The sequence below is a fragment of the Nonomuraea insulae genome (assembly GCF_042656245.1).
In genome coordinates this window covers 26,150-49,612 of sequence record NZ_JBHSPA010000027.1, presented here as the reverse complement: position 1 = coordinate 49,612, position 23,463 = coordinate 26,150, and the positions used below count along the sequence as shown (strand labels likewise).

Annotated in this window: 19 protein-coding genes; 9 read left to right on the top strand and 10 right to left on the bottom strand. The window is 67.9% G+C overall.

What is annotated here, in order from left to right; genetic code table 11:
* Positions 1-45 precede the first annotated feature (45 nt).
* Positions 46-1,248 carry an ROK family protein gene (locus ACFPZ3_RS22515; RefSeq protein WP_379516169.1) on the bottom strand — a complete coding sequence of 401 codons (1,203 nt, stop codon included), beginning with the start codon at positions 1,246-1,248 and terminating at the stop codon, positions 46-48.
* Positions 1,249-1,421: 173 nt separating this feature from the next.
* On the opposite strand from ACFPZ3_RS22515, the gene ACFPZ3_RS22510 reads away from it, so the two are divergent.
* The 3 genes from ACFPZ3_RS22510 to ACFPZ3_RS22500 are packed head-to-tail and all read left to right on the top strand — an operon-like array spanning position 1,422 to position 4,994.
* Entirely contained in the window at positions 1,422-3,062 is a 1,641-nt protein-coding gene (locus ACFPZ3_RS22510; protein WP_379516168.1) for an extracellular solute-binding protein, read from the top strand.
* Between the two features lie 34 nt (positions 3,063-3,096).
* Positions 3,097-4,086 carry an ABC transporter permease gene (locus tag ACFPZ3_RS22505; protein ID WP_379516167.1) on the top strand — a complete coding sequence of 330 codons (990 nt, stop codon included), beginning with the start codon at positions 3,097-3,099 and terminating at the stop codon, positions 4,084-4,086.
* Entirely contained in the window at positions 4,083-4,994 is a 912-nt protein-coding gene (locus tag ACFPZ3_RS22500) for a carbohydrate ABC transporter permease (RefSeq protein ID WP_379516166.1), read from the top strand. The genes ACFPZ3_RS22505 and ACFPZ3_RS22500 overlap by 4 nt, the downstream gene beginning before the upstream one ends.
* Positions 4,995-5,232: 238 nt before the next feature.
* Here the strand turns inward: ACFPZ3_RS22500 and ACFPZ3_RS22495 are convergent, their stop codons facing one another.
* Positions 5,233-6,867 (bottom strand): hypothetical protein, encoded by a 1,635-nt coding sequence (locus tag ACFPZ3_RS22495; RefSeq protein ID WP_379516165.1) that lies wholly within the window; start codon positions 6,865-6,867, stop codon positions 5,233-5,235.
* A 120-nt stretch (positions 6,868-6,987) separates the two neighbouring features.
* The gene (locus ACFPZ3_RS22490; RefSeq protein WP_379516164.1) at positions 6,988-7,353 is read right to left on the bottom strand and encodes a hypothetical protein; all 366 of its coding nucleotides are present in this window, start codon (positions 7,351-7,353) and stop codon (positions 6,988-6,990) included.
* 58 nt (positions 7,354-7,411) lie between these two features.
* Between ACFPZ3_RS22490 and ACFPZ3_RS22485 the strand changes: the two genes are divergently transcribed.
* From ACFPZ3_RS22485 to ACFPZ3_RS22475, 3 genes are all read left to right on the top strand, one after another.
* Entirely contained in the window at positions 7,412-7,858 is a 447-nt protein-coding gene (locus ACFPZ3_RS22485) for a MarR family winged helix-turn-helix transcriptional regulator (protein ID WP_379516163.1), read from the top strand.
* 67 nt (positions 7,859-7,925) lie between these two features.
* Positions 7,926-9,410, top strand: coding sequence for a hypothetical protein (locus tag ACFPZ3_RS22480; protein ID WP_379516162.1), 1,485 nt, complete (start codon positions 7,926-7,928; stop codon positions 9,408-9,410).
* A 32-nt stretch (positions 9,411-9,442) separates the two neighbouring features.
* The gene (locus ACFPZ3_RS22475) at positions 9,443-10,144 is read left to right on the top strand and encodes an IMP cyclohydrolase (RefSeq protein WP_379516161.1); all 702 of its coding nucleotides are present in this window, start codon (positions 9,443-9,445) and stop codon (positions 10,142-10,144) included.
* Positions 10,145-10,325: 181 nt separating this feature from the next.
* On the opposite strand, the gene ACFPZ3_RS22470 is transcribed toward ACFPZ3_RS22475, so the two are convergent.
* Complete coding sequence (locus ACFPZ3_RS22470) at positions 10,326-10,691, bottom strand: NUDIX hydrolase (RefSeq protein ID WP_379516160.1); 366 nt, start codon at positions 10,689-10,691, stop codon at positions 10,326-10,328.
* A 221-nt stretch (positions 10,692-10,912) separates the two neighbouring features.
* Between ACFPZ3_RS22470 and ACFPZ3_RS22465 the strand changes: the two genes are divergently transcribed.
* Both ACFPZ3_RS22465 and ACFPZ3_RS22460 read left to right on the top strand, forming a co-directional pair.
* Positions 10,913-11,992 (top strand): hypothetical protein, encoded by a 1,080-nt coding sequence (locus tag ACFPZ3_RS22465; protein WP_379516159.1) that lies wholly within the window; start codon positions 10,913-10,915, stop codon positions 11,990-11,992.
* Complete coding sequence (locus ACFPZ3_RS22460; RefSeq protein ID WP_379516158.1) at positions 11,970-12,812, top strand: hypothetical protein; 843 nt, start codon at positions 11,970-11,972, stop codon at positions 12,810-12,812. The genes ACFPZ3_RS22465 and ACFPZ3_RS22460 overlap by 23 nt, the downstream gene beginning before the upstream one ends.
* A gap of 578 nt (positions 12,813-13,390) precedes the next feature.
* Here ACFPZ3_RS22460 and ACFPZ3_RS22455 read toward each other — a convergent pair.
* A complete protein-coding gene (locus tag ACFPZ3_RS22455; protein WP_379516157.1) occupies positions 13,391-16,072 on the bottom strand; it encodes a cellulose binding domain-containing protein in 2,682 nt (893 codons plus the stop codon).
* A 183-nt stretch (positions 16,073-16,255) separates the two neighbouring features.
* On the opposite strand from ACFPZ3_RS22455, the gene ACFPZ3_RS22450 reads away from it, so the two are divergent.
* Positions 16,256-17,026: an SDR family NAD(P)-dependent oxidoreductase gene (locus ACFPZ3_RS22450; RefSeq protein WP_379516156.1), complete on the top strand. Its 771-nt coding sequence runs from the start codon at positions 16,256-16,258 to the stop codon at positions 17,024-17,026.
* Here the strand turns inward: ACFPZ3_RS22450 and ACFPZ3_RS22445 are convergent.
* The 5 genes from ACFPZ3_RS22445 to ACFPZ3_RS22425 all read right to left on the bottom strand — a co-directional run bounded on the left by ACFPZ3_RS22445 (position 16,998) and on the right by ACFPZ3_RS22425 (position 23,459).
* Positions 16,998-17,498, bottom strand: a complete 501-nt coding sequence (locus ACFPZ3_RS22445) for a DoxX family protein (protein WP_379516155.1) — start codon at positions 17,496-17,498, stop codon at positions 16,998-17,000. The two genes, ACFPZ3_RS22450 and ACFPZ3_RS22445, sit on opposite strands and share 29 nt — an antisense overlap.
* Before the next feature lie 70 nt (positions 17,499-17,568).
* Positions 17,569-20,445, bottom strand: coding sequence for a glycoside hydrolase family 3 protein (locus ACFPZ3_RS22440; RefSeq protein WP_379516154.1), 2,877 nt, complete (start codon positions 20,443-20,445; stop codon positions 17,569-17,571).
* A gap of 16 nt (positions 20,446-20,461) precedes the next feature.
* Entirely contained in the window at positions 20,462-21,283 is an 822-nt protein-coding gene (locus tag ACFPZ3_RS22435; RefSeq protein ID WP_379516153.1) for a carbohydrate ABC transporter permease, read from the bottom strand.
* The gene (locus ACFPZ3_RS22430) at positions 21,280-22,152 is read right to left on the bottom strand and encodes a carbohydrate ABC transporter permease (protein ID WP_379516152.1); all 873 of its coding nucleotides are present in this window, start codon (positions 22,150-22,152) and stop codon (positions 21,280-21,282) included. Before ACFPZ3_RS22430 ends, ACFPZ3_RS22435 begins: the two co-directional genes overlap by 4 nt.
* Complete coding sequence (locus ACFPZ3_RS22425; RefSeq protein ID WP_379516151.1) at positions 22,152-23,459, bottom strand: ABC transporter substrate-binding protein; 1,308 nt, start codon at positions 23,457-23,459, stop codon at positions 22,152-22,154. Before ACFPZ3_RS22425 ends, ACFPZ3_RS22430 begins: the two co-directional genes overlap by 1 nt.
* Positions 23,460-23,463 lie beyond the last annotated feature (4 nt).

The following is a 23,463-nucleotide window of genomic DNA, read 5'->3' as shown; positions in this document are numbered from 1 at the left end:
CATTTCGGTGGGTTGACTGAAGGGTGCACGTCCCGGTGACCAAGGTCAAGGGATTCGCGACAATCCTCCCGGCAATCTTCCCGAATCAACGGAGTCGAGCACCCTCGCCGCACCACCGAGCGCGGCCGCGTCGTGCCCCAGCGTCGAGGCCACGACGTGGCAGCCCCCGGCGACGACGCGGTGGCCCAGCTCCTCGTGGACGGCGGGCAGCAACCACGGCGCCAGCGGAACGTAGTAGCCGCCGAGGATCACCACCTCGGGGTCCAGCAGGTTGGCCAGGATGGACACGCCCTTGCCCAGGCTGCGGCCCACGGAGTCGAGCGTGCTCAGGCTCTCGGGGTCGCCCGACCTGGCCAGGCGCACGACCTCCTCGATCTCGACCTGGATCTCGGCCGGTGACGGGTCCTTGCGCAGCACGGCGCCGATCCCGGCCATGGCCTCCAGGCAGCCGTGCCGCCCGCAGTGGCAGGCGGGGCCGTCGGGGTCGAGTTGCACATGACCGATCTCGCCGCTGTGGCCGCGCCCGCCCCTGCGCAGCCGTCCGTCGAGGATGATGCCGGCGCCCACGCCCATCTCGCCGGTGAGGTAGATCAGGTCGGAGGCGCCCGCGTGCGCGCCGAAGCGCTGCTCGGCCAGGGCCGCGAGGTTGGCGTCGTTGTCGACCTGGATGGGGAAACCGGGGTCGCGCAGCGCCTTGGTCAGGTCGCCGCCGATGTCGGCGTCGCGCCAGCCGAGGTTGGGCGCGATGCGCACGGTGCCCTGCACGTCGATCAGCCCCGGCACGGCCACGGCCAGGCCGAGCACCTGGCGCTCCTCCTTGGCCATCCGGCCGACCACGCGCCTGACGATCGCGCCGACGCCGGCCATGCCCTGGTTGACCGAGTCACCCCCCGAGAACGAGCGCCGCCAGGTCAGCAGCCGCTCCCCCGCCAGATCGGTCGCCACGGCCGACACGGTGTCGACGCTGATCTCGACCCCGATGGCCGCGTAGGGAGAGCCGTCGAGGACGAGCATCGTGGCCGGCCTGCCGACGCGGTTCTCCGTGAGCCCGGTCTCGCGTACCAGCCGGCGATCGATGAGGTCGGCAACCAGGCTGGAGACCGTCGCCTTGTTCAGCCCGGTGGAGGCCGCGATGTCGGCGCGCGAGCACGGCGCGTGCTCGCGGACGAACCGCAGCACCACCGTGAGATTGGTGGCCCGTACGTCGGCGAAGTCGGCCGGCTGAGGCCCGGTCGTAGAAGTGATCAATATCAGCCCCGTTCCCGCCAAGAGATGACCCCAGCATGCCGCATCGCGGGCTCCCTTCACCAACCTGTGACCGTCGTGGTCCCTTGTGGCTACCGGCACAGTCTACTAATTTGTTTGGTCGGAATACCAACTAATTATAAGAGGCCATTCCACTCGGAGAAAGGGAGCGAGCCATGGCAAATTCCACGACTCGCCGCGGGTTCCTCGGTCTGGTCGGTGCGAGCGTGCTCGTAGCCGGTTGCGCCGAGAAGCGAGAGGCGTCCAAGGGCACGGCCGTGGCGGCCGACAAGCTCAAGAACCTGGTGCCCACCAGAGTGCCGTTCGACATCCCCGGGCTCAAGCCCGACCTTCAAGGAGCCGAGTTCGTCCAGCCGGGCTTCCTGACCCGTCCGGCCCAGATGGTGCAGGCCGTCACCGCCAAACCGCTCACCAGCGGCAAGGAGGTGACCGCGATGACCCCGCTGTGGGGCACGGTGCCTCCCGGCCTGGGCAGCAACTCCTACTACGACGCGGTCAACGAGCGCCTCGGCGGCACCGTACGGTTCAACATCTCCGACGGCAACACCTACGGGCAGAAACTGTCCACGCTCCTGGCCAGCAACGACGTACCCGAGATGGTGATGGTCCCGAACTGGGAGCTCATCAAGATCGCCCACTTCACCGAGGCGGCCAACAAGCTCTTCGCCGACCTGTCCCCCTACCTCGCCGGGGACAAGGCCAAGGAGTTCCCCCTGCTGGCCAACTACGACACCGCCGCCTGGCAGTACGGCGTCTTCGGCGGCGTCCTGCAGGGCATCCCATGGCAGAACGACCCGTACCCGTTCGCCACGTTCGTCCGCCAGGACATCCTGGAGGAGCTCGGCCTGCAGCACCCCAAGAGCGGCGACGACCTGGTCGCGCTCGGCAAGGCGATCACCGACGCCAAGAAGAAGCGCTGGGCCTACGGCGGCGGCATGGAGCAGGAGATGCAGCGGGCCTTCGGCGCGCCGCGCGAGTGGCGTAAGAAGGGCGACGGCACGCTCATCTACAAGTACGAGACCGACGAGTGGGCCGCCCACATCGAGTTCATGACCAAGCTCTTCGACGCCGGATACGTGCACCCCGACGTCATGGCCAACAAGGACGCCGACAACAAGGGCATCTTCGGCAGCGGCGAGATGGTCATCTACCGTGACGGCCTCGGCGCCTGGCACGAGAACCTGGGCCGCTTCCAGCCCGACAACCCGAAGTTCGACCAGCAGATCGTGGACCCGTACCCGGCACGCGCGGGCGGCACCCCGATCATGTGGCGCAACGAGCCGGCCAGCATGTTCGTCTTCCTCAAGAAGGGCCTCGGCGACGCCAGGACCCGCGAACTGCTCGCGGTGTCCAACTGGGCCTCGGGGCCGTTCGGCACGCAGGAGTACGAGCTGGTCAACAACGGTGTCGAGGGCAAGCACTACACGGTCGAGGACGGCAAGGTCAAGCAGACCGCGCTCGGGCGCAAGGAGGTCGCGCCCACCTACATGTTCCTGTCGGGCCGGCCGAACGCCAACGCGATGAGCCAGTACGAGGGCCTCGTCCAGGCCCAGTGGGACTGGCAGACCAAGGCGGCCAAGCTCCTGGAGAACGACCCGTTCGTAGGCATCCGCGTGGAGACGCCCTCCAAGATGGCCGGGCTGACCGTGCCCACCGAGGACAAGATGCAGGAGATCTTCCGCGGCAAGCGCCCTGTCTCCGAGTGGCCCAAGATCCTCAGGGAGTGGCAGGACCAGGGCGGGAACGAGGCGCGCGAGTTCTACATGAAGGTCGCGCGCGAGAACGGCAGGCTTTGAGGGAGCACTTCATGAACGCGATGAGGGGCCTGCCATGGGCGCCGTGACCACCAGGCGGCGTTCCCCCGGGCGCGCCACGTCCCCATCACCCACGCACGTCGCACCACCGAAGTTGTCCTGGCGGGCCAAGCTGCGCAGGGACTGGCCGCTGCTGGTGATGAACCTGCCGATGTTGCTGGTCGTCGTGGGCTTCTGGTGGGTCCCGGCGCTCGGCAACGTGATCGCCATCCAGGACTACAACCCGTACACGGGCGGCATCCTCGGCAGCCCGATCATCGGCTTCACGAACTTCGCCCTGCTCTTCGAGGACCCGCAGTTCCTGCGCGCGATCGGCAACACCCTGTCGATCACCGCCTTCCAGCTCATCTTCTACTTCCCGGTGCCGATCATGCTGGCGCTGCTGCTGAACAGCATCGTCTCGGCCAGGCTTAGGGCGTTCGTGCAGGGCGTGGTCTACATGCCGTTCTTCTTCTCCTGGGTGCTGGTCGTGGCCATCTTCCAGCAGATGTTCGGCGGAGCGGGCCTGCTGGCGCAGATCCTGCGGCAGAACGGCCGCGAGGCCGTGGACTGGATGACGAACTCCGACACGTTCATCCTGCTGATCACCTCCCAGACCATCTGGAAGGACGCCGGCTGGGGCGCGATCATCTTCCTGGCCGCGCTCAGCACCATCGACCCGAACCTCTACGAGGCCGCCGCCGTGGACGGCGCCCGCCGCTGGCGGCGCATGTGGCACATCACGCTGCCCGGCCTGCGCCCGGTGATCGTGCTGCTGCTGATCCTGCGCCTGGGCGACGCGCTGAACGTCGGCTTCGAGCAGTTCATGCTGCAACGCAGCGCCGTGGGCAGCGGCGCGTCAGAGGTGTTCGACACCTTCGTGTACTGGTCCGGCATCCGCAGCGGCGACCTCGGGTACGGGGCGGCGGCCGGGCTGTTCAAGGGCCTGGTGGGGCTGCTGCTCATCGTGGCGGCCAACCGGGTGGCGCACGCGTTCGGCGAACGAGGGGTGTATTCACGATCATGACGGCCCTGACATCCAGGAACCCGGCCCGGCTGGCCCCCTGGGAGGAGCGTCCTTCGCCGGCCGGCCGGCTCGGCAAGGGCACGCTGGTGACGCTGATCCTCCTCATCGTGCTGGGTCCCCTCTACACGATCGTGCTGACCAGCCTGAGCTCCTCGGCCACCGTGAACCAGGCGGGCGGGCTCGTGCTGGTGCCCGACGGGCTCACGTTCGAGGCCTACCGGCAGATCTTCTCCGACACCGTGGTCAGCCGCGCGGTGCTGGTCAGCACCGGCATCACCGTGGTCGGCACGCTGATCAGCGCCGGGGTGAGCGTGCTCGGGGCCTACTCGTTGTCGCGCCCCGGCTCGTTCCTGCACCGGCCGTTGTTGTTCAGCGTGTTGCTGATGTTCGTCTTCTTCCCCGGCATCATCCCCGTGTACCTGATGGTGAGCGGGCTGGGGCTGAAGGACAGCTACTGGTCGCTGATCCTGCCGACGGCCGTGTCGGCGTTCAACGTGGTGGTGTTGCGCTCGTTCTTCATGAACATCCCCGGGGAGATCATGGACAGCGCGCGCATCGACGGGGCCGGGGAGTTCCGGATCCTGTTCCGCATCATTCTGCCCATGTCGAAGGCGGTCACGGCGGTCGTGGCGATGTTCTACGCGGTGGGCTACTGGAACGCGTGGTTCAACGCGATGTTGTACATCGACGACACACGGAAGTGGCCGCTGGCGTTGATCCTGCGGCAGTACGTCGTGGACTCCAACCCCCTGCCCGCGGCCACGGCCGGGGTGACGGGCGACGCCCCGCCCACTCTGGCGATCAAGATGGCCATCGTGGTGATCGCCGTGGTCCCCGCCCTGATCATCTATCCCTTCGTGCAGCGCCACTTCACCAAGGGCGTGATCGTGGGGGCCATCAAGGGCTGACCTCGTCTCGGTAAGGGTCACCGTCCTCCCGATGGTGGCCCTTCGGGCGTTATACGGATTCCGCATGTCGGGGTGCTGACCCGCCAGAGCCCGAGATGGCGCCCCGAGCACCCGGGCCTGATCGCCGGCCTCGAAGCAGGCCTGCAGCGATATTGAGCGCACAAGTGCCCGCCGCTCCCGCGACCAGCCCTTTGACAAGTCTGTGCATACGCTCCCGCTACCCCGCACACCACCTCACTCACCCGGCACTCCCCAGCATCCATCGCAACACCCGCATGTTCCTCGCGCTCAGAACGCCCTCCGCCGCGCCGGCCAGCCTCTCCAGCTCCTGCCGCAGGTCGGCGGGCGGTGGCGGCAGGTACTGGCTCGCCGAGTCCCTCCGGCACCAGGCGGTCAGGTCGACACAGGCTCGCCTGCTCACCGTCTCGTCCCGATCGTGTACCAGCAGCAGGTCCGCCCTGACCCGGCTCCAGTTGCCCCGGTGGATGAGCAGCCGATGCGCGCCGAGGCGGACGTGACGGGGATGCCCGGCGCCGAGCAACGTCCACAGGCGCTCGATCGGCACGCTGGGGAAGGAGTCCCGGAGGGTGATGACGACGTTCCTGACCACCATGGGCGCCGGGTCCTCCAGCAGAGCGGCTACGCCGGCCTCCACCGCCCCGAGGCGACGCAACGTCCGTACGGCCTCCGCCCGCACACGCGGCCTCGAATCCCGCAGGTACGGCAGGACGAGGGCGGCATCGTCCCGCGTACCGCAGTCGCCGATCCCGGCCAGCAGCCCGCGTGTCGCCCGGCCGCCCACCACCCGCTGGTCGGTCTTGATGCGCTCGCGATAGAGCTCGGCCGGATCGCCACCCGCCCGCCGCACGGCCCACTGCGCGGTCAGCCGCACCATCCCGGCGCTGTCGGCCAGGAATCGCAGCCCATGCTCGGTCCCGCCGAGCCGTACGAGGGCGGTCAGGGCTTCGACCCGGCCCTGCGCCGAGGTGCCGTCCAGGATGCTCAGGACCAGCTCGGGCCGGTCGTGTTCGATTGCCTGGGCGGCGAGGGCCCGGGCGCAGCGCGTACGGGAGACCTGGTCGGACTCGTGCATCGCGGCCGAGGCGAGCCGCCCGTGATCCAGGCGTCCGGCCCGCAGCGCCACGTCGTACACGAACCGCCGCCCGCTCCGGTCCGGGCACCGGCGCACGAGGTCCAGCGTCTCGTCGTCGGCCCGGGCGAGAGCGTCGCGGACCAGTTCCAAGGCCGGGAGGACACGAGCGCGGTCCTCCAGACCCGCGACCACCGGCACGGCCGCCAGGAACGCCGTCGCATCGACCGCACCCGCGAGCACCTCGCCCAGGACCGCCACCGCCCGATCGCGCACGGGCCGCACCCAATCGGTGCTTCTCATCACCAGCACGGGCAGCAGACCGGCGTCGGTTCGCATGGCCGGATGCCGGACGGCTCGCTCCCGTTCACGCCCGTCCCTGGCACAGGCCGCCAGCGCGACGGCGAGAGAGGTGGAGGACGGCTCAGGCGATGTGCCGCCGCGACTCCCCGGCTCGGCTGAGCCGTCCGGCACTCGGCCGAGAGACTGACACCCCTCGGGTACGGCTGCGAGAGGGCCGTGCGGCCTGCAGGCGCAGGCAGGGAACAGCGGGTACCGGCGACGCACCGCCACATCCAGCTCGATCCACAACGTCGGCGCCGCCGCCATCACGTCCATGGCCTGCCCGGCGAGCCCGGAGTCCGTGACCACGGCGAACATAGCGGCGGCGAGATCGTCGAAGGACGACCGCCGGCCGTCGGCGGCCTCGGAGACCAGCCGGCGAATCGAATCCACGATCGGCTCACCGGCCGACGGCGGTAAATGCTCTTCGGTGCCTGCCATGCGGCCATCGTTCCATCTGTCTGCAGGCATATTCGATCAAATATCCGTAGCTGAGCCTCGGAGTGGTACGGCGTCGAACAGCGACCGTGACCGCGCGCCGCCTGAGCCCCGAGTACGGCGTCAGGCGGCGGCCGGGGCCGGGCGTTGCCTGGTGTGCAGGATCCAGGCGGAGGCCAGATGGACGACGGCGCTCACACTCCCTCCGACCACCATCCCGGGAACCCCCTGCCTGAGCCCGATGACAACATCGACCGCCTGCACGATCCCCGCCACCGTCAGCATCGGCAGGAGCAGTTCGGGCTTGGCGCGCCCGCTGAGCGCGTAGAGCACGGCGGCGCCCAGAGGGAGGGCGCGCGCGGCGTACAGCTCGAGCCCCACGGAGACCTCGCCGCCGGGCAGGAGCAGGCTGGGCTTGACCAGCCCGATCACGGCCGAGGCCATGGAACCGACCACCAGCGCACCGTTGACGACAGTGAGCAGTCTCATCGTTCTTCTCCTTAATCGTTCATGCTCTGAATGATTCATCTACGCTAACATGCGGAGCATGAACAGAGTCAAGGCCACGTCCCTTCCCGGCACGCTCAGCTTCCGCTTCGGCATCCTGGGCGCGATGGTCACCGACCTGTTCGTCGCCGCGCTCGGCCCACTCGACCTCAAGCCCAAGCACGTCGGCATGCTGGTCCTCCTGGACACCGGCGGCCCGGCCGCCCAGCTGGAGATCGCCCGTACCATGGGCGTCGCCCCGAGCCTGGTGGTGAGCCTGGCGGACCACCTGGAGAAACTGGGCGCGATCCAGCGCGTACGCGATGCGGCGGACCGCCGCCGTCAGGTGCTCAGCCTCACGGACCAGGGCCGCGACCTCCTGGCGGCCGGCCTCGCCGCCGCGAACCGGCTCGACGCCGACCTGGCGGAGCCGCTGAGCGAGCAGGACAGGAAGGAGCTCGGCCGCATCCTCGGCATCCTGGCGGCCGAAGCGGGACTTCCCCATTGACCATCCGCGCGTGATCTTCCCGGGTACGATTCCCCGGCCCCCTGTTGATCACCCGGAAAGTCCCCCGATGCGGAAAGTGAAGTTCTTCTGGTGGGCAGCGGTGGCGCTGTCGCTCTGGGAACTGCTGATCGAGCCCTTATTCGCCGAAAGACAGACGGTCGTCTGCACGAGTGGCGCGCCGTTGGAGATGCAGCCGCCCGGCCCCCTGGCGGAGGCGGCGGAGTTCCTCGGCCTCTGGCTCACCCTGCTCCAGCCCATACTGCTGGCGCTGATCGCGTTGTGGGCTATCCGGTCGCCGGCGCGGACCGCTGTCTCGCAACGGGCTGTCGGCTCTCCCCCCACCGCGCCGGGCCCAGCGGCCCGCTTGCTGCCCACCACCCCCGGGACGGCAGCCACCTTGCTCCCCACCACGTTGGGACTGGCGTTCGCCCTGCTCCCCACCGCGCTGGCCGAAATCGAGGAGCGTCTGTCTCCTGAGGCGCCCTTCTGGTGGCGTGAGTGCCTGGAAGCCCAGCTGACCCCGCCGTCCTTCGCGGTGCCGCGCCTGGTCCTGGCCTGGCTGCTCTCTCCAGCCACCATGGTCGTGCTGGCCGGGATGGCGGCGGCGGGGATCCGGCCACGCCTGACCGACCTGCGGAACCTCGGGACGGCGGCGGCGGCCGTCATGCTCGCCGCGCTCATGCCCGGCCTGCTCGTCGGCCTGCCCGACAACGCCGACGGCACCCCGCGTTACGTGGTGACCGGGGAGGGCCTGTCGTCGTACGTACTCGACCTGGAGTCCGGCGATCCAGTGAGCAGCCTGCCCGAGGCGACGCGCACGTACGCCATCTACGATCGCATCGTCCGCGACAAGGAGCCAGGCAACTACATAGCGGCGATCACCAGCCCGTCTGGCGGTTACTTCCGCCTCTACCGGCTGGCCATGGGCGCCGACGGCCGGGTCACGGTCGGCGAGCGGCTCACCCCCACGATCAAGGGCACGGTCAACGGCCTGGCCGTCTCATCCGAGGGCCGCATCGCCTACGGGCGGTTGACGGACGAGCCCGGCTTCGGCGTCGTGGGCACCCTGGAGCGCGAATGGCCCGCCAACGGCTACGGCGTTCAGTGGCTGGACGCGCGGACCCTCGCGCTCCCCTCGCACAGCGTTCCGGCAGACGGCGTGGCGGCTCTCGACGTCGGCACGGGTGCGATCCGCCGGCTTCCCGCCCCGGCCGAGCACGAGATCTACAACCCGTTCCTCGTCCTGCCCGGGGGGAGACAGCTCCGCGTGCTCGGCCGACCGGCCCGCACTCTCGTCCTGCACGAGGGGACCCGCCGGATCAGGACGCTCCTCGACCTGAACTGCGGCCACATCGAGTCGCTGGCGCTCGCCCCGACCGGCCGTCACATGCTGGTGGGGATCGACCGGGAGGCCGACCGGATGGACAGATCACCCCTGGCCGGCCTGCCGCCGTGTGGCGGCGCGCCCTCACAACTGCTCCGCCTGGAGCTCGAATCGGGCAACGCCCAGATCGTTCCCGGTAAGCAAGGGTCTTGGGTACAGGCTTGGTGAGAACCGGTTTCAGGTAATCATGAGGAGCTGAAGTGAGCCCGCAGTCCTTGCATGAGATCTTCCAAGCCAGCCGTTACCCGGGCCGGATCGTGGTGTGGGCCAGGACCCTCGATGGCGTGACGTGCGGCGGCTACGTCCTGACCGGCCGTACCCCTGCATCACAGGCGCGCGCCCTGCGCCTGACCGGTCAAGAGCTTGTGGTCGGTCCCACCAGCCCGGCCCCGAACGATCCGCTGCGGCACTATGTCGCCGCCGCACGGCGCGGGGACTGGCTCGTGTACGGCAACGGCGAGCAGGTGGCCACTGTGGCCGATCGCCTCCAGGAAGGGCAGCCGCCGACGGTCGCGCTGGACGAACTGGAGTACGAGCCGGATCCACCGATCTTCACCCCCCGGATCACCGTGATCGCGGGGTCCGCGGCGCAGGCGTGGTTCGGCGCGGCCCGGCGCAGTCTCAGCGACAGAACGACGACGAACCTGCTGACCCTCTCCGTCCGGGACCTGGCTCCCGGCGACGCCGTCCTGATGACCACCTACCGATCAGACGGAGAGCACCCCGTCACCGGAGAGCCCTTCGTCGAAGCCGTCACCGAGGCGGCCGACCAGCACGAACTGCTCGACGAGCTGTGGGACTCACTCGATCCCCGGTTCCGGGTGGCGGCAGCGACCTTCACTCCCCATGGCCTGGCAGAGGCCGCCCTGCGGCATCGAGCCGATGGGCGGGATGTCGCTTGAAACAGCGTCGAAGTCCAGCAAAAGGCCCTTCGCAACCAGGCCGCCCGGTCCGCAGGAGTCAGCCCTGCTCTGCCCAACCGTCGATCACCAGATGCCGGACCTGCCGGTGACGTCCGGCAGACAGGACATCCCGCACCGCGTGCGGCCGCGCATCCACGTCGGCCAGCCCGGCCAGCGGCAATCATTCCTGGACCAGATGCGCCTCACGACTGGTCACATCGGCACGATCGATCACGGCCAGCAGGTAATGCTCCAGAGCGTGGATCCGGTGATCGTTGTGCACGAAGCGGTTCTCCGCCACGAGCAGGTATTCCCAGTAGAGCAGGCGAGCGTTGGTCTCCTCGTCGATCTCCTGGCGGAGTCGGCTCTCGAAAGTGTCACCCACCTCGTACTCTCCGCCGATGAACCCGTAGTGGTGCTCCGGGGTCGCATCAGCGGGGCGCTGTAGCAGTACACGATCGCCGTCGATGACGATCGCGCGCACGCTGGCCCGTACGAGCTGGCGTGCCGCCACCGTTGCAAAGAACCGGTCTTCACTTTCCGACATGTCGGCACTGTAACTGTGATGATCACGCAAGAGCCGAGGTACGGTCCGCCAACCCCGTGGAGCGGCCCCCCGAGGGCCTACGCCGCACACGATCAGATATTGCGGGTTCCGGAGGTACACCCGCACAGTGGCCGGGCGGCAGCGCAGCGTTCGGGAAATACCAGCATTCCGTTCGCGACGGAGATAAGGTTTTTCCCGAACGTCAAGGGACTGGAGACCCGATGGAGGCCAGGCCACAGCCTCAGAACGAGGCCGCAATCTTGACAGCTGGGATGGCTGTGCTGGGCGACCGATTGCCGACGGGCTGGGACGTCCGATCGGTCAGCCCCGAACGTGAAGATACTCACCTTGATGCACTGTGGGAGGTGACCGCACCAGATGGAACCTCGGTCGTGCTGGTAACGGAAGCCAAGCGCGTTGTGGGAAGCCGCGACACCGCCACGCTGCTTCAGCAACTGGATGCTTACGTCCGACAGATTCCAGGCAGCCGTGGAGTTGTCGTCGCCAGATACCTTTCGCCTCCCGTACGCAGGCGACTCGCCGATGCTGGCCTGTCCTACATAGACGCGACCGGGAACATACTCCTGAACGTGCCACAGCCCGGTCTGTACATAGCGGACCGAGGGGCTGACCGCGACCCGTGGCGCGGTCCCGGGAGACCACGCGGAACGTTGAAGGGCGCTCCCGCGGCCAAGGTCGTACGCGCGCTCTTGGACCACGACAGATCGTGGGCGATCCGCGACCTGGTCACTGTCTCCGGCGTTTCCACTGGATCGACCTACCGGGTGATCGAGTTCCTCGAAGGCGAGGATCTGGCAACACGAAACAGTTCGGGCGCGGTCGTAGTGCCCGACTGGATTGCACTGCTGAGGCGTTGGAGCGACGACTACGGGTTCGTGCGCAGCAGTCGCATCACACGCTGGATAGCACCGAGAGGTCTGTCAAACCTCGTGCAGCGGGCGTCAGGGAGTCTCACCAAGTACGCCGTGACCGGGACCTTGGCCGCCGCCACATGGGCCCCCTATGCGCCCGCCCGCTCCGCAATGATCTACGCCGAGAATGCCGAGCGAACCGCGCAACTCTGGGATCTTCGCCCTACCGATGCCGGAGCGAATGTGATGCTGGCCGAGCCGGAAACCGACGTCGTCTTCACTCGCACCCTTGCCGACGCATCCGGTCTCACGATCGCAGCACCATCCCAGGTCGTTGTTGACCTGCTGACGGGCCCTGGGCGCAGCCCTTCCGAAGCCGAAGAACTCATCGAATGGATGAAGCGACATGAATCCTCCTGGCGTAGATAGTGGCGACATCCTCGTCCGATCTCGATCCGCTCTCCTTGATGCTCTGGCCGCGCTCGATGCACATCGCGACGCTGTGATCGTCATCGGGGCACAGGCGATCTACCTGCGCACTGCAGGAAGCCCTGTCGCGCTCGCTGAGACAACGAAGGACAGCGATCTCGCACTCGACCCAAGAGTGCTGGAGGACGAACCACTCCTGGAGAAGTCCATGAACAGCGCGGGCTTCTACCGCGACCCCCTCGACGGACAGCCTGGCGCATGGCTGAACTCCGACGGCACTCCCGTCGACCTCATGGTGCCCGAGGCACTCGCAGGACCAGGTACGAAAAACACAAGGGGAGCCCGTATCCCACCGCATGATCGTCGTGCGACCAGACGCGCTCGTGGTCTCGAAGCCGCTGTCATCGACAATTCGCTCATGGCTGTCACCGCTCTCGATGCTGAAGACACCCGTGAGTATCAAGTTCGAGTCGCCGGCTCTGCGGCCTTGTTGGTGGCCAAGCTTCATAAGATCGCCGAACGCGTTTCCGTTCCCCATCGGTTGAACGACAAGGACGCGCATGACGCGTACCGCGTGTTGATCGATGCTGACACCGCCGAACTGGCCGCCGCCTTCCGAATCCTGCGCCGGGAACCCATCAGCAGCGAAGTCACGAGCGAAGCCGTTGAATACCTGATCACACTCTTCGCGGCGGGGCCGGACGCGCTCGGCTCGACAATGGCTGGACGCGCTGAAGAGGGGATCGGAGAACCTGAAACGGTCGCCTTGGCGACATCCCTCCTGGCCGCTGATCTCGTACAGGCCTTGGAGCACGACTGAGCTGTCCCACCCTGCCAGTGGCCGGGCTCTCTACACCGGAGGGACAAGCCTCCGTCCCTCTCGGGGGCCACACCATATCCCGCGAATGTAGTACTGACAGCGCCGAGCGTCATGAGATGCCGGGCTCCCCCATGCAGGGGAGCTTCTGACTTGACTCCTACCGGGCGTTCATCGCTTGGTGGCGGAACGTGATCGCGTTCCTGCGCTGGTTCCGCATCCGCTGGGGATCCGCGACATCCACGAAGCCTTCATGACCCTCGCCGCCGCCACCCCCTCTGCCGGTAACAGCTCACGAGGAGCTGACAAGCAGGTCAGCGATCGGCTCCCGACCAAGATCTCCGACACGCGGGCGGTTCTCGTCGCCTGTGCGTGGGGCAAAGCCGGGAGAGCGCGAGAGGGCTGGGAAGCCCTCTCGCCCGGGGCTTGTGGCGGAGCCGCGAGCCCCGGATGGACACAGCCCGAGCGAAGCGAGGACCACGCAGTTTGGGGGTCGAAGGGGCGCAGCCCCTGGGGAGCAGGGTCCGAGCCATCGCATGGCGCGCAGCGCCCCCCCAACGCGAGGTCCTCGCTTTCGGGCGTTAAGCCGGGGTGCAGGTGAGGGTGGTGGGTGGGGTGTTGGTGGTGGTGTAACTGCCGTTGAAGCCGAACGAAGTCGAAGCGCCCGCCGACAGGTTGCCGTTGTAGCCGGCGTTAACGGCCGTCACGGTGGCGCCCGTCTGGGTCTGGGTGGCGCTCCAGATCTGGGTGATCTTCTGGTCACCCGACCAGGTCCACGTCACCCTCCAGCCGGTGATCGCGGAGGTGCCGGAGTTCCTGACCGAGACCTCGCCCTGGAAGCCGCCGGGCCACGAATTGCCCGCCTTGTACGTCGCCGTACAGCCCGTCCCCGTGGTGGGGGTGACGGTCGGGGTGACCGTGGGAGTGACGGTCGGCGTCACGGTCGGCGTGACAGTGGGAGTGACGGTGGGCGTGACCGTGACCGGGGGGCCGGTGCGGTCGCCGTAGATGATGCCGCGCCCATTCGTGCCCAGGTAAACACGACCGTACACACGCGGATCGCCCGTGAGCGCCTCGCCCATGTTCCCCCATTGGTGCTTGTCGTCGTTGATCCGTACCCAGCTCGAAGCGCCGTTGTCCGACCGGTACAGCCCCGTGACGCCGTCGATCGTGGCGACGGCGTAGACGGCCACGTACGTGCTGCCGGGCGCCGCCTTGCCGAAGCCGACGTTGACGGACTTGGTGACGGCGGACACCTTGGTGAAGGAGGCGCCGCTGTTGGTGGAGTGCCACAGGCCGCCCTCCCCGGCCACCCAGACGTCCCCTTCGACACCGGGCACGGCCTTGATCTTGCCGGTGGTGGGCAGGCCGGTCGCCGCGGTGGCGGTGAAGGTGGCGCCGCCGTTCGTGCTGACGTACACGCGGCCGCCGCTGAGGCCGTAGAACTTCTGGGCGTTGACCCGGTCCGACTCGACGATCGCCTCTGTCGGCAGGCCGGAGGCGGTCTGCCAGGAGTTGCCGTACCCGACCGAGTAGACGGGGGTCACGGCCTTGGGCGCCCAGACGAAGCGGGAGCCGTCGGCCGCCGCGGCGACCGTGCCGCCCTCGTTGACGCCTCCGGGTTCCGTGCCCTGGAACCAGTTCGCGCCGCCGTCCGTGGAGAAGGCCACGTGGCTGTCGTTCGGGCGGTCGGCGTCGGTGAAGTTGCCCGCCCTGACCATGATCGAGGGGGACTTCTCGGCGTAGTCGAGGCTGGTGGTGGAGGTGAAGGCAGGGGCGGTGAACATCGTCGGCGGTACGGCGTCCAGGTTCGTGTGCCGGAACCCGCCGATGTCACCGAGGGCGCTGACCAGGGGCGCGCCGCTCGGCGGGCTGATCAGGTCGAGGACGGCCGTCTCCTCCAGGCCCTTGGCCATGGGCTTGATCGTGAACTGGCCGCCCGAGTCCCACAGCGCGAGGTTCTCGGTGCCGTAGATCGTGGCGCCGGTGCCGTACATCATCCTGTTGGAGTCGAACGGGTCGATCTCCAGCGATTCGGTCATCCAGCCGAGCTTGGGTGTGACCTCGGGAGGTTGCGGGTTGGTGCCGAAGGTCAGCCACGGGTTCTCGGAGACGTCCATCTTGTAGCGGAAGGAGCGGTTGGGGTAGGAGGTGAAGTCCCACACGCGGGTCCACGTGGCGCCGGAGTCGGTGGAGCGGAAGAAGATGACGTCCGGCCACCAGGAGATCTGCGTGGCCACCATGATCGTCCCCGGATGTTGCCGGTCGACGGTCAGGCCGCTGTAGCCGAAGTAGTCGTCGGCGCTGGAGGACGGTATGGGGCTGATCTGCGTCCAGGTGCCGGTGGCGGTGGCGTAGCGCCACACGTCGCCCTTGGCCCCGTCGTAGGGGCCGCCGGTGTCGCTCGTGGCGAGGTACAGGTAGCCGTTGACGGTGTCGAGCACGCCCTTGTGGGCGAGGTAGCCGGTGGGCTGCCCGGCCAGCCGCGACCAGGTGGCGCCGCCGTCCGTGGTGCGGTAGACGCTGTTGTCCTTGTCGGCGACGCCCACGTAGATGGTCTTGGTGGCGGCGCCGGTGGTGGACGAGCGCTTGTCGTAGGTCACCCACACCACGCCGGGCCTGTGGCTCAGGTACCCGTTGGGGTCACTGGGGTCCTGGGCGTAGTTGCCGGCGTTGGTGAAGCTCGTCACCTTCGACCAGGTCGCGCCGTAGTCGGTGCTGCGCCACAGGCCGTTGCCGTTGGGGGCGCCGAAGTAGATGACGCGGTTGTCGTTCGGGTCCACGGACAGCGCCTCGCCCATGCCGCGGCCCGGCATGTTGCCGCCCAGCTTGAACGGCAGCGCCGTGACCTGCCAGGTGTCGCCCTTGTCCGTCGATCGCAGGATGGCGCCGTTGTTGGGATCCCAGGTGTTGGTGTACATGCCGACGGCGGCGTACAGGCGGTTGGTCTGCACGGGGTCGGTGGCCATGCTGATCACGCCGTTGTAGCCCCACTTGTCCCATCCCGCCCAGTCGAGCAGCGGGGTCCAGGACTTGGTGGACTGGTTCCACCGGTACGCGCCGCCGATGTCGGTGCGGGCGTAGATGAGGTTGCGCTCCGTCGGGTTGAAGATGATGCCGGGTACGAAGCCCCCGCCGTCGATCCTGACGTTCTTGTACGCGTACGGATCGGCGGCGACCGCCGAGACCGGCGACATCCGCACGACGGCCGCCACGAGCAATACGGCGACGGTCGTGAGCATGACGAATAATCTTCTTCGCATGCGCGGCTCTTCCTTTCCAGGCACGCCAGCAGGCGCCCCAAAGGCGTCAGATGACCGCCATGCACGAGCAGAATGCAGGACCCTGACCGTCGCCGCGCCTTCGCGCATGAGCTCACCAGAAGGCTCACACACGCGCGCATCAGAGGTCAATAGTTTGGACATACAACCAATTAAGGAGGCGTCATGACCGGCTTTCCCGAATACCGGGTGGACGGCAAGGTCGCGCTGGTCACAGGTGCGGCGCGGGGTCTCGGGCGGGCGATCTCGCTGGCTCTGGCCGACGCCGGAGCGGACGTCGCACTGGGGCTCAGGGACGCGGGGCGGGACGACGGCCTGGCGGAGGAGATCGGGGAGCTGGGCCGCACGGCGCTGCCGCTGCAGATGGACATGACCGCCCCCGGCCAGATCGCCGAGTCCGTGAGGCAGGCGGTGGACCGGTTCGGCCGGATCGACCTCCTGGTGAACAACGCCGGGATCGCCCCGGGCAACCCGGCCGAGGACGTGACGGAGGACGACTTCGACCGGACGCTCCAGGTCAACCTGAAGGGCACGTTCCTGGCCAGCCAGGCGGTGGGCCGCGTGATGATCGGCCAGGGGCACGGCCGCATCGTCAACGTCGGTTCGCAGGCCGGCGAGGTGGCCCTGCCCGGCGAATCCATCTACTGCATGACGAAAGCCGCCATCGCCCACCTGACCCGCTGCCTCGCCGTCGAATGGGGCCCCCACGGCATCACCGTCAACAACGTCGCCCCCACCTTCATCCGCACCCCGGGCACCCGGCCCGCCCTGTCGGACCCGGCGTTCGAGGCCGACGTGATCGAGCGCATCGCGGCCCTGCACCGCATCGGCGAGCCCATGGACGTCGCGGGCGCCGTGCTCTTCCTGGCCTCCCCCGCCGCCTCGCTGATCACCGGCCACACGCTGGTCATCGACGGCGGCTGGACGATCCGCTGACCGCCGCACGCCGGCGGCCCGACGGTCCGCTGAACCCGCCCCAGAGCGCGGCGGCGATGTAGAGCACCTGCTCGGGAATCCGCTGCCAGAGCGGCGAGGCGAGCGTGGTCTCCGCCACGGCGGCGTACACGTTCGCCGGCAGCAGGACCACGAACAGCAGCGCCAGGCAGATCCCCGCGGCCCGCCGGGTGCCTTCGAGCACCAGCCCCACGGCCCCGGCCAGTTCCAGCACACCGGTCAGATAGACCATGAGGGCGGGGAAGGGCACGAACGGCGGCACCATGGCCGCCATGTCGGCGTGGTTCGGCATGAACGTCACGCCGGCCGGGACGAAATGGGCGCTGGCGGTCATGACCAGCATGACCGCCAGCCCGTGGGCCGCGCTCACCCGCCACGTCCCGAACCGGCCCACGCCCAGCACGCCCAGCAGCCGGAACGCCGCCGTGGCGACCAGCAACACGATCACAGTCATCAGACACTCCAATTGGATAGCCGTGTTATCCATCAACTAGATAACACAACTATCCAATCGAAGCAAGTGGCTATTTGGCGAGCGCGAAGTCCTTGATCCGCAGGTCGCCCTTGAACACCACGTACAGGTCCCCGCTGCCCGCCTTCACCGAAGCGCCGGCGCTCCCGTACTGGTAGATCCCGCCGGTGGCGGGCACCTGCACGGTCGCCAGCAGCGCCCCGGTCGCCGAGCCGCGTCGCACCTCGAACGAGCCGCCACCCACCGACGACACCGAGGCCGTCAGCCGCGAGCCCCAGGAGGCGCGGGTGAAGGCCAGCCAGTCGCCCGCCGAGCCCTCCACGACCTCGCCGCTCACCTTGCTCTCATCGGCGAAGGCGACGCCGGAGTAGTCGTCGAAGTCCATCGCCCGGGTCGCCTTGGTCAGGTCGCGTACGGGGATGCTCTCGCCGGAGACCCGCATGGTCGTGGACTGGCGGATCCGGTCGGAGGCGGAGCCGACGAGGACGTCGTGGGTGGCGTTCTCGACCGTCCACTTGTTCCTGGTGTGGTCCCAGACGGCCAGGTCGGACTTCTTCAGGGTGAAGCTCACCGTCCGCGTCTCGCCGGGGTTCAGCGTGACCCGCTGGAAGCCGCGCAGCTGCTTGACCGGCTGCGCGAAGCGGGAGTCGCGCTGGTGGGTGTAGAGCTGGACCACCTCGTCGCCCCTGGCCTTGCCGGTGTTGGTGACCTTGACGCTCACCTGGTCACCACGCGCCTGGAGGCCCTGGTATCCGAAGGAGGTGTAGCTCAGCCCGTGCCCGAAGGCGTAGAGCGGCTTGTCCTTCCCGTACAGGTACGTCATGCCGGTCTTGGTCAGGTCGTAGTTCAGGATGCTCGGCAGGTCGTCGGTGGCGGGCCAGGTCTGGGTGAGCCGGCCGCCGGGGTTGACGTCGCCGAAGAGCACGTCGGCGACGGCGTGCCCGGTCTCGGCGCCCGCGTGCGTGGTCCACAGCAGGTTCGGCGCGTCCACGACGACCGGGTAGCTGGTCTCCAGCACCACCACGGTGCGCGGGTTGGCCTTGCGCACGGCCTCGATCAGGCGCCGCTGGCCGTCGCCGAGACGCAGGTTCTCGCGGTCGTGGAACTCGCGCCCGGCCACGAACGGGTTGCTGCCGACCACCACGACCGCGACCTCGGACTTGGCGGCCTGCGCGGCGGCCTCGGCGATGCCGTCGGAGACGACCTCCTTGGCGAACCTGGCCGCCTGCGCCTTGGGCACCAGGCCGAGCGTGCCGTCGGTGACGCCCACGTAGGCGTCGGGCAGGCCGAACCAGCTCTCGACCGTCTCGTAGCCGGCGTACTTGATCAGGTAGCTGCCGTCGGCCTGCTTGTCCAGCGCGAACTGCTGCGAGACGTACCAGCCGTCGGGCTCGGCGTCGTCGGTGTCGAGCGAGCGCCAGTCGCCGCCGAGCAGCCGCCCGTTGCCCGCGTTGCGCAGCGTGGACACGCCGCCGGTCCAGTCCGTCAGGTCCCACTGCGAGGCCGCGGTGGGCGCGGTGTCGGTGAGCGCCGCGTTGTTGTCGGGGCCGGTGCCGGTCGCGGTGATGTACTTGCCGGAGTCGAGGTGCTTGAGCGCGATCCGCTCCAGCCCCTCGCCGGCGGAGACGGTTCCGACGCGCTCCTTGATCCCGTCGAGCGGCGTCACCTTGTACGGCATCTCACCGGAGTACCAGTCCCGGTACAACTTCGCGGAAAGGGGCCCGACCACGGCCGCCGACTTCGGCTTGGCCAGCGGCAGCACCCCGGAGTTCTTCAGCAGCACGGCCGCCTTCGCGGCGGTCTCCCTGTTGAGCCGCTGGTTGGCCTGACTGTTGATCGCCGACGCGCTGATCTTCTTGTACGGCCCCCCGTCCGGATCGAAGTGCCCCAGCCGCGTCCGGATGGACAACACGCTGTGCACGGCCTTGTCCACGTCCGCCACGGTGATGCGCCCCTGGTCGAGCGCCGCCTTGAGGTTCGTGACCATCGGCCCGATGTCGCTGCCGTCGATCGTGTAGCTGTCGAGCCCGGCCTTCAGCACCGCGGCGAACGCCTCGGGCTTGGTGTCGTAGTAGTACTCCTGGTCGGTCAGCGCGTGCGGCCCCCACGCGTCGCTGGGGTTGTAGAGCGTCTTGTCCGTCCACGACCTGACCGCGGTGTTCAGGTCCGGGTTGACGTGGTTGGGCCGCCCGTTGACCAGGTTGTACGACGCCATCACCCCGGTCGCCGCGTCGGCCGAGATGGCCGCCTTGAACGCCGGCTCGTAGTACTCGTGCTTGAGCTTCGGCGTCAGGTTGGAGGAGGTCACGCCGCGGTTGTTCTCGTTGTTGTAGGCCATGAAGTGCTTCAGCACGGGCGCGGTCTTGAGGTAGAAGGGGTCGTCGCCCTGCAGCCCCTTCCCGTACGCCGTCGAGATGGCCCCGGTCAGCAGCGGGTCCTCCGAGTAGCCCTCCTCGTTGCGGCCCGCCCGCGGGTCGCGCAGCAGGTCGACCACCGGCGCCCACACCTGCAGCCCCCACAGGACGGGGTCGACGGTGTTGTACCCGCGCGCCTCGTCGCCCACGGCCGAGCCGACCTTCTTGATCAGCGCCGGGTCCCAGGTGCTGGCCAGGCCGATGGCCTGCGGGAACACGGTGCCGCTTGCGAACTTCTGGTTCCAGTTGTCGTTGAGGTGGTTGGACCAGGCGACGCCGTGCAGCGCCTCGGTGCCGTTCTTGTGGTATCCGATGCCCAGCCGCGGGATCGCCGGCTGCGACTGGTGCAGCAGGCTCAGCTTCTCATCCAGCGTGAGCCGGCCGAGCAGGTCGCTGACGCGCTGCTCCAGGGGCAGGCCGGGGTTCTGGAACGGATAGCTCTCCACGGCCTGAGCGGGTGCGGCGACCAGCGAGGCCGCCAGAGCAAGAGTCGCTAATAACGGGATTTTTCGCATGTTGGGAGGTTCTCCATCACTTGATGGCGCCGACCGTCACACCTCGGGTCAGCGTTCGCTGGAAGATCAGGAAGAAGGCGACCGCCGGCACGACGCCGAGCAGGGCCGAGGCGCTGGACATGGTGGCGTCCATGTACTTCTCGCCCTGCAGCACGCCGAGCGCGACAGGCACCGTCTGGGTGTCGTTCGAGATCAGGAAGATCAGTGGAAGGAAGAACTCGTTCCACGTCCAGATGAAGAAGAAGATCAGCAGTACGTTGATCGTCGGCCGGCTGATCGGCACCACGATCCGGAACAACGACCGCAGCCGTCCCGCGCCGTCGATCTCCGCCGCCTCCAAGATCTCCTTCGGGAACTGCCCCAGGACCGCGCTCAGCAGATACGTGCCGAACGCCGCCTGGATCGCCGTCATGACGATGATCACCGCGAGCTGGGTGTCGTAGAGACCGACGGCCTTGGCCAGGTAGTACAGCGGATAGGCCAGCGCCTCCTGCGGCAACGTGTTGGCCACCAGGAACAACACGAGGATCCACAGCCGGCCCTTCACCCTGCCGATGCCCAGCGCGTACGCGTTGAGCACCGACAACACCACCGCGAGCACCGACACGGAAGCGCTGATGACGAAGCTGTTCCAGAGCTTGGTGCCGAACTCCACCCGGTTCCAGAAGTCCACGATGCCCTGGAGGTAGAGCCCGTCGGGCAGGCTCAGCGGCCCCTGCGAGCTGTACTCGGCCGGCGACTTGACCGCGTTCATCGCCACGATCAGGAACGGGAAGATCATCACGACGGCCAGCACGACCAGCGCGAACAGCACGGCCCACCGCCCCGGGCCCCTCACTGCTCACGCTCCTGGACCCGCAGGAACAGGAACGTGACCACGATGATGATCAGCGCCAGCACCGTGGCGATCGCGGAGCCGTACCCGACGTTGCTCTTCTGGAAGAAGTTCAGGTAGGAGAAGTACGACGGAACCATCGTCGCGTTCCCCGGCCCTCCCCGGGTCAGCACGAAGATCGGCCCGAACACCTTCAGCGCGGCGATCGTGCACGTCAGCAGCACCACGAAGATCTCCGGCCGGATCTGCGGGATCGTGATGTGCCAGAACTTGCGCCACCACGAGGCCCCGTCGATCTCGGCCGCCTCGTAGTACGACGGGTCCACGCGCTGCAACCCGGCCATGAAGATCACGACCGGGTAGCCGAGCTGGAACCAGACCATGACCGCCATGACCGTGGCCAGCGCCAGGTCGGGGTCGCCGAGCCAGTCGAGGTCCAGCCCGAAGATCTCGTTGACGGCGCCGTACGAGGGGTGCAACATCCACCCCCACACCACGCCCGCCACCGCCACCGGCAGCACCTGCGGCAGGTAGTACATCGCCCGCAGCGCCGAGGCCGTACGCGGTCCGAAGCGTCTGCCGATGTAGTCGAACAACGCGGCCGCCAGCACGAGGCCGATCGCGGTCGGCACGATGGCCATGGCCACGATCAGTCCCACGTTGTGCTGGAAGGACTGCCAGAACCGCTCGTCCTCCAGCAGCCTGGCGTAGTTGTCGAGCCCGATCCACCTGGGCGTGCCCACCCCTGACCAGCGGGTGAAGCTCGCGCCCACGTTCATCAGGAACGGCACCACGATGACGGCCAGGAACAGCAGCAGGCTGGGGATCAGGTAGAGCCAGTATCCCCGTCTGCCGCTCGTACGCACTCTCATTAGTTACCTATGTCGGCGAGGTTGTCCTCGTACGGCCCGGCGATCTCGTCCAGCACCTCGGCGGAGGTCTTCTCGCCGTTGATCAGGTTCTGGACCCCGGCCACCAGCACGTCGTAGTAGCCGGGCGCGGGCCAGTCGGGGTAGAAGGCCAGGCCGTCGGAGGTGGTGAGCTTGTTGAAGGTCTCGATGAGCTCCTTGCTCTTCGCGTCGGTGATCGCGGCCGGGTCGGCGGCCACGGGGACGCCGCCGGAGTTGCCGAGCAGGTTCTGGATGTCCTTGCTCATCGTGACGTCGATGAAGTCGTAGGCCAGGTCCTTGTTCTCCGACTTCTCGGGCACGACCCAGAGGTTTCCGCTCGAACCGGGCGACATCGTGGCGCCGGGGAACAGGAAGTGGCCCCACTCGAAGTCCTTGATCTCCGAGGCGAAGCGGCCGTACCACCAGCTGCCGCTGACCACGATGGGGAACTTGCCGTTCATGAACGCCACGCCCATGTCCTCGGCCTTGAGCCCGGCCGAGTTCTTGGCGAGGTAGCCCTTCTTCACCCAGTCGGCGAAGGTGTCGGCGCCGTAGGTGAACTCGGGGCCGTGGAAGTCGACCTTGCCCTTGTAGGACTGGAACGCCTCCAGCCACGGCTTCTGCGCCTTGCTCAGCGCGAGCTGGTAGAAGATCTGCTGCGCTGGGTATTCGGCTCCGGCGTTGGAGATGGGGGTCACCCCGGCCTTGACGAACGTGTCCAGCGCGGCGGTGAACTCCTCGTACGTGGTCGGGACCTTGACCTTGTGCTTGTCGAACAGGTCCTTGTTGTAATAGACCATCACGAACTCGCCGTAGTTGGGCACGCCGTACCACTTGCCGGTGCCCATCACGCCCCGGTCGTCATACTTCGCGGTGGTCTGCAGGCCGCCCGGCAGCAGTTTGTCCCAGCCCCGCTTGGTGACCTGTTCGCTCAGGTCCGTGAGCAGACCCTGCTTGGACAGCAGCCCCGACGTGGCGTTGCCCTTGTTGTACTCCATGATGTCGGGCGCCTCGTCCGAGTTCAGCACCATGCTGGCCGTCTTCTGGATCTGTTCGAAGCTCTTCTCCTCGAACTTGACGGTCACGTTCGGGTGCGACGCCTCGAACTTCTTGATCGCCTCGGCCCACGCCTTGCCCATGGCGCTGTCGGCGCTTTCGTAGTGCCAGAGCTTGAGCACGCGTGGCGCGGTGCCACTCGCGCTCGGGCTGCTCTCCGAGCCGCCGGAACCGCAGGCCGACAGGGCGAGCGCGGCGGCGGCCAGCACCGCTGCGCCTCTTAGTTTGATCATGATC